The organism is Kocuria sp., from assembly GCF_030536815.1.
Lineage (GTDB): Bacteria > Actinomycetota > Actinomycetes > Actinomycetales > Micrococcaceae > Kocuria > Kocuria gwangalliensis.
The window spans coordinates 60527-68810 of the sequence record NZ_JAUNPE010000002.1 but is presented as its reverse complement, the minus strand read 5'-3'; the positions used below and the strand labels follow the sequence as shown (position 1 = coordinate 68810).

Below are 8284 nucleotides of genomic sequence, written 5' to 3'. Positions count from 1 at the left end.
CCACCCGCGAGGCCCGCCCTCGATGAGCACGTGCTTGGTGTGCGGGTCGAGGAACATGAGGTAGACGGTGAAGGCGAGAGCAACCACGTAGGCAATGGTGGACACGTTGAAACTGACCTCGATGTAGGGCCACACGGACAGTTGATCCTGCGCGCCGAAGATCACGAAGAACCCGGTGACCACGTACAGCACGCGCACCTGCCAGTTGTCCTTGATGCCGGTGACCGCCAGGAACGGCAGGAACCACAGGATGTACCACGGCTGGATGATCGGGGAGAGCATGACCACGGCGGCAAAGGCCAGCCCCATGCGTCGGACCACTCGGTGGCTGCGCTGACCTTCGCCCCAGAACATCAACAGCACCACAATGCCGATGCCCAGGTATTTCAAGATGTTGCGCAAGGTCGCCGCGATGTCTCCGCCGGGCAGTCCCACCGCGTCGCCGATGCGGTTGACCTGCATGCTCAGGAACCCGGACGGTGAATAACCCGTGTAGCCCGGAGTGGGGTCCAGAATGGCGAGAATCCATCCGGGGCCCAGATCGTAGGGAATGCCGCTCAGCAGGAGAAGTCCGAAACTCAAGATCGCCGTCCCGGCCCACGTGGCGAATTTGCGCGGCCACGAGGCATTGGTGCCGGCCCACAGCAACCCGATGAAGGGCAGCAGGAGAATCGTGATGGGTTTGATGCCAATGGACGCGGTGACCAGCAGAATGCCCCGGATCGGCCTGCCGGTCGCGGCGAAATACGTGCCCGCCACGGCAAGGCCGACCATGAGACCGTCGTTGTGGGCGCTGGCCACAAAACTAATGAGAAACAGGGGGTTGGCCACCGTGAGCCACAGGGCGCGAGCGCCGTCGAACCCGTGCATTTCCGCGAGTTTGGGCACGTACAGCACGCACAGCGCGACACCCACACACGCGAGAAGCCGGAACAGCAGGACGGAGAGATCGGGCTGGGCCCCGGTGACCTTGACCACCAGGTGCGCCAACCACAGGAAGACGGGCCCGTAGGGGGTGCGGGATTCGGCCCAGGCCGGATCGGCACCCAGCATGAACCAGTTGTCGAGGGTCGAGATGCCGGTCGTGTACGGGTTCTCCCCGGCCGCCATGAGGCGCCCCTGGCCGATATAGGCGTACACATCGCGAGAAAAAATCGGCACGGCCAGCAGCAACGGCAGCGACCAGGCGAACACGGCGGTGACGACGGCGCGCAGCGAACCCTCCGGCCACCCGGTCAGTCGCTGCCCCAACCGAACCCACGAGCGCATCAGGAGCATGGCCCCGAAGGTCAAGAGAACCGTGGAGATGACAATGCCCCAGCCCTCGGTGCGCATGGCGATCACCAGGGGATTGCGAACCATGGGGGAGCCCAGGGCGATCCACCCGATCCCAATGGAACCCACGAACATCATGAGTGAGCCAACGAGACCCTGAACAATGGCAATCAACGGGCGGGGAACCCGCGGGGTACCCGGTACGGAGCGGGCCTCGGCGGAAATCGACCCCCCGGTGGCCCGAGGGGTCGCTGCAGTGCTGCCGTGAGCGGTGACCTCCGGACGCGAACCACTTTCCGACATGACCTGTGTCGTTCCCCTACTTGTCAACTTTTTCGGGTGCCCAGGCGCCATGGCCCGCGGGACGTTATTCAGGAGGCTGATCCTAGCAGTCGGACGTACCGCAACCGGGGTTTGGGACCCGATTCTCGGGGGTAGTAGCCATGGGCGGTGCCCCGGTGTGCCGCACCCCATGACTCACGAGTCCACGGGGACCGGTCCGCGGCACGTAGCATGAGTACGCATCCGTGCCCCGCTCCACCGGGTACGGAACAGATTTCCTGAGGCCGCCCGCGGTCTCGTACCGCTGCGCACCTGACGAGGATTGATCATGTCCACGCACAAGCCGTTGACCCAACAGGACCGATTGAACGTTCTGGATCGGCCCCAGAACCTACCGGGGTGGTTGACCTCGCCGCGCGTGCTCCTGGCAGGGTTCGTGGTCCTGCACCTCGTGTTCCTGATCTTCGCGCTGATCGTGTCCCTCAACGGCAACGCGTTCAGCGACACCAACATTTATCGGGAGTGGACGCGCATCGGCTTCGACCAGGACGCATTGGCCGGTGGACCCAGCCCGTGGGTGTATCCGGTGCTGGCCCTGGTGCCCATGGCGCTCGCGGGCATTGCGGGCCCGGGGCCCTTCTTCTTCCTGTGGGTCCTGATGACCACGGTGCTCAACGGCTGGGCCGTTCTCACACTCACCGATCGCGGCCGTAACCGGCACGCGATTCCCGCCGCCTGGTGGTGGCTGGGCTTCACGTTCCTCATGGGATGGTTGGGGTTCGCTCGGGTCGACGGCCTGACGGCCCCCATTGTTCTGGTGGCCTTGGCCTACGGCGTGGCCCACCCCTTCATCGCCTCGACGCTGCTGAGCATTGCCACGTGGATGAAGGTGTGGCCGGCAGCGATCGTGCTCGCACTGTTCACGGTGGTGCGCCAGCGAGTTCAGGTGGTTGTCGCGGGACTGATCGTGAGCGCTGTGGCCGCCGGCATTGCCGCCGCCATGGGCGCTTTCCCGCTGCTCTTCAACTTCCTCACGCAGCAGGGCGACCGCGGTATGCAGCTGGAAGCCACGTTCACCACCCCGTGGCTGTGGTCCTCGGTGCTGGGCGTGGGAGGCTCACAGATGTACATGAACACGGACATCAACTCGATGCAGGTGGACGGCCCCGGCACCGAGGTCATGTCCTCACTCATGCAGCCGTTGCTGATCCTGGCCGCTCTGGCCGCCACGGCGCTGCTGGTCCGGGCCCTGCACCACGGTGTGCGCACCGGCGGAGCGGACCGCACCGAACTGTTGCTCGCCGGCACGCTGACCCTGGTCTCCGTGTTCATCGTGTTCAACAAGGTGGGCTCCCCGCAGTTCATGGTGTGGCTCGGCCCGGCCGTGGCTCTGGGGCTCGTGCATCACTGGCGCTCGTGGCGGACCCCGGCCATCATGCTGATCGCGATCGCGGTTCTGACATTCTTCATCTACCCGCTGTTCTACAACGCGCTCAGTCACGACAACCCCGCGATGGCGCTGGTGCTGACCGCGCGCAACGCGCTGCTCGTGGTGTTGCTGTTGTGGTCGGCGCGGCGCCTGTACTGGTTGGGTTCCAAACGCCCCACCGATGAGCTCGTCCCCAAGGAGTCCTGACATTTCCGCCGCATTCTTCGACCGGCTCCGTGGTGTGCGCGACGGCCTGCTGCCGGACCGCGTGATCGCCTGGTTCTCCCGTCCATCCAGCGTGTGGTGGGGCTTCGCCGTGGTCCACCTGTATTACCTGGGGTGGATGGCGTCCTTCTTCCTCAACGGCTGGGCCTTCAGCGACACCGAGCAGTATCGCGAGTGGGCCATGGCGGGTTTCTCGACCGACGTCGCCGATCAATCGATCAGCCCGTGGGTTTATCCGGTCCTGGCGCAGATCCCCATCCACCTGGCGGGGATCGCCGGTCACGATCTGTACCTGCTGGCGTGGACTCTCATCATCACCGCGCTCAATGCCGTGGCGATCTGGTTCCTGACCCGCCGCAGTATAGGTGGCCGCGGTGTGGCACCGGCCTGGTGGTTGCTGGTATTCCTGGTGTTCATGGGCTATCTGAGTTTCGCCCGTGTGGAGGGTATCGCTGCGCCCATTGTCTTGATCGGCATGCTCTACGCCGCTCGCCGGCCCGTGGTGGCCTCCGTGTTGCTCAGCATCGCCACGTGGATCAAGGTGTGGCCTGCCGCCGTGATCCTGTCGTTGCTGATCGCGGCGAAGAAACGTGTGTACGTGTTTCTCGCGGGAGTGGCGGTCACCGCGGTGGTCGTGCTCGGAACGTGGCTCTGCGGCGGTCTCAGCCACATTGCCGATTTCATGGTCAACCAGGGCTCGCGTGGCATGCAACTCGAGGCCACGTTCTCCACGCCGTGGGTCTGGCTGAGCGTGCTGGACATTGCCGATTCCGAGATCGCGGACAACACGGCCATCAACTCCTCCGAGGTCTACGGCCCCGGCACCGAGCTCGCCGCCCATCTCATGCAACCGCTGCTCATCCTTGCCGTGGTGGTGGGCACCGCGCTGCTGATCCGTTCGCTGCGCAGGGGAGCGGATCGCGGTGAACTCTTCTACGAGGGTGCCCTCATGATGACCACCGTGCTCATTGTGTTCAACAAGGTGGGCTCACCCCAGTTCATGATCTGGCTCGCGCCCGTGATCGTGGCGGGCCTGGTCTACGACTGGAAGCGTTGGCGCACCCCCGCGGCCCTGCTCATGGGCATCGCGGTGGTCACGTTCTTCATTTATCCGCTCTTCTACACCCCGCTCATCCACGCCAACCCGATCATGGCCGGCGTGCTGAGCATCCGGAACATCCTGCTGGTCCTGCTACTGGCCTGGTCGGTCAAACGCACGTGGGATCTCGGGGCCAAGATCCGGCCCGCACGCGAGGGCGCCAGGGGCTGAGGCCCGGCGCTCGCCGGCTGCCGGGGCGGCCAACGCGACCAGAACGACGTCGTACCGGGACCCGATCTGCAGGCTCACCATTGGCCCCCCGGGTGAAATGTCATTGTTTTCGCACTACGTGTCCTGTCGGTACGTGCAAGCTGCCGTGCCAGCCACGGCCTCGGTGGTAGTTTTGACTTAGGAAATATCCATAGGTAGATCAAGCATCATCGGAGGCGGCATGAGTCATGCAGTGGGCCCGGAAAGCGGCCACACCCCCGGCGCGCGCACTCGGGCAACCAAGAAACCTGGAGCGGCATCCATTCTCGATGTCACCAAGGTCTTTGCCCGGCTGCTGCCCAAGCAGCTCAAGGACGAGGCGCAGTTAGCGGTACTCGAACTCAAGGACAAGGGCATCAAACTGGGTGTGGGCGCAGCCCTCGCCGTGGTGGGCCTGGTATTCCTCGGCATGGCCGTCATTGCGCTCATCGGCGCGGCCATTGCCGGTCTGTCCAACCTGATGCCGGCGTGGTTGGCGGCATTGTTGTTGGCCCTGCTCTTCATTGTCATCCTGGCCATCCTCGTCCTGGTGGCGCTGGCCAAGATCAAGAGCGCCCTGCCGCTCAAGCCCGAGAAGACCCTGTTCGGCCTTCGTTACGACCTGGGTGTCGTGAAGGAAGGCTCCGCTTACACGGAGGGCCGCGTGCAACGCGAGATGAACGAGGCCGAGCAGCAAAAGGAACGCGAGCAGGAAGCTGCCGCCAACGACCCCAATCAGGTCAAGCCGGTCAAGCCCACCGAGGAGCAGCTGCGTCACCGTCTGAAGCTGCGCCGCGAGCACTTGAAGAGCCTGCGCGACGATGCCCAGAACCGCGCGGATTCCGTCCAGGCGGCCGCCCAGGGTTTCGTGGGTCGTACCGCTGGCACCTTCAAGTCCACTCAGGACTCGGTCAAGCAGACCTTCGCCACCCGCGGCGGTTCGCAGGGCGTGCCCACGGCAGGATCCACCTCGGCCACGGCCGGTGAGAGCAGCCTGAGCGATCGCTGGCAGCCGCTGGCCGTTGCCGCAGCCGCCGGCTCCGCCTTCTTGGTGTTCTTGCGCAAGCTTCTCAAGAAGTAGCGCCCATCGGGTAACCGACGACGCCCCTGCGTCGCCTCCGGAAGGCCGGGTCACCACAGTGACCCGGCCTTCCTCGTGTCCGACTCCTACCGGGGTATGGGGTTGGTCCTACGCGGGGCTGATCTTCATGAGGTAGTAAGGCAAATGCCACGGGGGCACCTTACGATGATGCTGTGGTGGAAGACGTGATGAACCGTTGATGCAGTGGGTGGCAGTTTCGTTGGCGCTCATGGCCGCCCTGTGCTTGGCACTCGGGACCCAGACTCAATCCGCGGCCGTCACCGCGCACACCCAGGAGGCATTGAAACCTTCGAATCTCGGGTCACTGGTGCGCAATCCCAAGTGGGTGGCCGGGCTGGTCCTGCTGGGGCTGGGAACGGCACTCAATGTCGGGGCGCTGACGCTGGCGACCGTCACGGTGGTGCAGCCCATTGGCGTGATCGCGCTGGTCATCACCACCCTGCTGCACGCCAAACACAAGCACCTGGACATCAACGCCCGCACCTGGGGTGCCATTTCACTGTGCACAGCGGGCGGTGCCGTGTTCGTTGTGGCCGCCGTTGCCGGCACGGACCCCAGTTACCTTGCCGATCCTCGGGCGGAAATCATTCTGGTGTCCATCCTGATCGCTCTGGTTCTTTTCTTCGGTGTTGCGGAGCTGTTCCTGCGGCACCGCCGCATCAGCATGTTCTACGTCCTCGCCGCCGGCATTCTCTACGGGTTCGTCGCCGTGCTGGTGCGACTCACCATGACCCACACGCTTGCCCACGGGCTGGGGCAGATCCACTGGTTCACGGTGATCATGATCGTCCTGGCGTCCGTGGTGGGCGGCTGGATGGTGCAATGTGCCTACTCGTGCGGGCCGCCGGATCTGGTCATTGCGGGTCTGACGGTTGTCGACCCGATCGTGGGCGTGATCCTCGGTCTTTCCGTTCTGGGAGAAGCCGGACCGGGCTTCACGCCGGGAATCGGAGCGATCATGTGCCTGGCGGGGGGCGTTGCTATAGTCGGCGTCGTATTACTATCTCGCCACCACCCCGAAGTGATCGAGCGCAGGGAACAGGCCAAGCGATTAGAACATGAACTCTCAAGTAAATCTTCACCCAATGCGACCGAGCACAGGAAGACTCTGAACAGCACCCGTGAGCACTGAGCATCCCGAGGAACAGCGTCCCTTGAAGATCTTGATCATTGCAGAGACCTACCCACCGGACGTCAATGGCTCCGCCCAGTTCGCCCGGCGGCTCGCGCAGGGAATGCGCGGGCGAGGACACCAAGTCCACGTGATGGCTCCCATGACCGCCAAGGGCACATCTCTGACGGTTGATAAAGACGGCGTGACCGAGCATCGAATCCGCTCGCACCGAGCCTTCACACACCCCTACTTCCGATTGTGCTTCCCCTGGGAGGTCTACCGCGAGATCAAGCGGGTGCTCGATGCGGTCCAGCCCGATGTCGTGCACAGCCAGTGCCATTACATCCTGGGTCGTCTCGGCATCCAGGAGGCACAGCGCCGCGGGATCCGTTTGGTCGGTACCAACCACTTCATCCCGGAGAACATTGAACCGTTCCTGCCGTTCCCGGACTGGTTCATCCGCGGGTACCGAAAAGTCTCCTGGTGGGACCTCGCGCGGCAGTTCCGCCGTTGTGACGTGGTGACCGCACCGACTCAGCTCGCGGTGGACACCATGGTCGCCAACGGGGTGGATGACAACGCCATTCCCGTGTCCAACGGGATCCAAGTGGGCGACTACGAACAACACGCGGGCGAGCACCTGAAGAAACCCGATCACCAAACGGTTCTTTTCTGCGGCCGGCTCGCGGTGGAAAAGAACGTCAATGAACTGATCGAGGCTGTTTCGTTGATTCCGGACGCGAAGAACGTGCACGCAGAAATCGTGGGGGAAGGCGAGCAACTGGATTCGCTGGTCTCCCTGGCCCACTCCTTGGGCGTGGCCGAACGGATCCATTTCCGCGGTTTCCTCACGGACGAACAATTACGGGTTGCCTATCTCAACGCCGATGTGTTCTGCCAGCCCGGTACCGCTGAGCTGCAGTCCCTGGTCACGCTGGAAGCCATGTCCGCGTCCACACCGGTGGTCCTCGCCAACGCCCGAGCGCTGCCGCACCTGGCGGACGAAGGAGTCAACGGCTACCTCTTCGAACCGGGTAATCCCCACGATTTGGCCAACAAACTGCAATTGGTGCTGGACGCCGGCCCACAGCAACGCCGGGCCATGGGCGAAGCAAGCCACCGCATGATGGCCCACCACTCCTTTGCGAAGACCTTGGACACGTTCGAACGGATTTACCGCGGCGAGCCCGCCCGATGATCGGCTCCACCGCGCGGATGCGGTAGCGTAGAGCGGCGACCACGGCATTGTTCCGTGGTGGCGCAGGGGGCGGTAGCTCAGCTGGTCAGAGCAGAGGACTCATAATCCTTTGGTCGTGGGTTCAAGCCCCACCCGCCCTACATGGATGGCTCTCTCACTAGTGGAAACACTGGCGAGAGGGCCTTTTGTTCGCGGGCTTGGGTGCGCAACCCATCAGCTACGCACCTCATGGTCCCGGAGAACCTCTCGCTGCATCCCGTGCACCGTTAGAGCCCTTGGGGGAGTGGAGAAGGGTCGCGGCGGCGCATGAGGTGTGGGGCGCGGCCCTAACGGCGCCTAAATTGCTGCGGGCGGCGGGGGTAAGCACACGA

The 8284-nt window shown here is 64.0% G+C and carries 6 protein-coding genes and 1 tRNA gene; 6 read left to right on the top strand and 1 reads right to left on the bottom strand.

Translation table 11 applies throughout. The features are described from left to right. The coding region (gene mptB / locus Q4E95_RS00760) for a polyprenol phosphomannose-dependent alpha 1,6 mannosyltransferase MptB (protein ID WP_303381509.1) at positions 1–1578 on the bottom strand (1578 nt) is incomplete at its 3' end. A 307-nt stretch (positions 1579–1885) separates the two neighbouring features. On the opposite strand from mptB, the gene Q4E95_RS00755 reads away from it, so the two are divergent. The 6 genes from Q4E95_RS00755 to Q4E95_RS00730 all read left to right on the top strand — a co-directional run bounded on the left by Q4E95_RS00755 (position 1886) and on the right by Q4E95_RS00730 (position 8053). After that, a complete protein-coding gene (locus Q4E95_RS00755; protein WP_303381508.1) occupies positions 1886–3193 on the top strand; it encodes a glycosyltransferase 87 family protein in 1308 nt (435 codons plus the stop codon). 61 nt (positions 3194–3254) lie between these two features. Continuing rightward, a complete protein-coding gene (locus tag Q4E95_RS00750) occupies positions 3255–4481 on the top strand; it encodes a glycosyltransferase 87 family protein (protein WP_303381514.1) in 1227 nt (408 codons plus the stop codon). A 220-nt stretch (positions 4482–4701) separates the two neighbouring features. Then, entirely contained in the window at positions 4702–5580 is an 879-nt protein-coding gene (locus Q4E95_RS00745; protein ID WP_303381507.1) for a phage holin family protein, read from the top strand. A gap of 199 nt (positions 5581–5779) precedes the next feature. After that, positions 5780–6733 (top strand): DMT family transporter, encoded by a 954-nt coding sequence (locus Q4E95_RS00740; protein ID WP_303381506.1) that lies wholly within the window; start codon positions 5780–5782, stop codon positions 6731–6733. Further along, positions 6723–7913, top strand: a complete 1191-nt coding sequence (locus Q4E95_RS00735; protein WP_303381505.1) for a glycosyltransferase — start codon at positions 6723–6725, stop codon at positions 7911–7913. Before Q4E95_RS00740 ends, Q4E95_RS00735 begins: the two co-directional genes overlap by 11 nt. A 66-nt stretch (positions 7914–7979) precedes the next feature. Further along, positions 7980–8053, top strand: a tRNA-Ile gene (locus Q4E95_RS00730). Positions 8054–8284 lie beyond the last annotated feature (231 nt).

Bases quoted from the DNA above. Each gene is read 5' to 3' on its own strand.
- Q4E95_RS00755 (WP_303381508.1), top strand. From the start codon at position 1,886: ATGTCCACGCACAAGCCGTTGACCCAACAGGACCGATTGAACGTTCTG.
- Q4E95_RS00745 (WP_303381507.1), top strand. From the start codon at position 4,702: ATGAGTCATGCAGTGGGCCCGGAAAGCGGCCACACCCCCGGCGCGCGC.
- Q4E95_RS00740 (WP_303381506.1), top strand. From the start codon at position 5,780: ATGCAGTGGGTGGCAGTTTCGTTGGCGCTCATGGCCGCCCTGTGCTTG.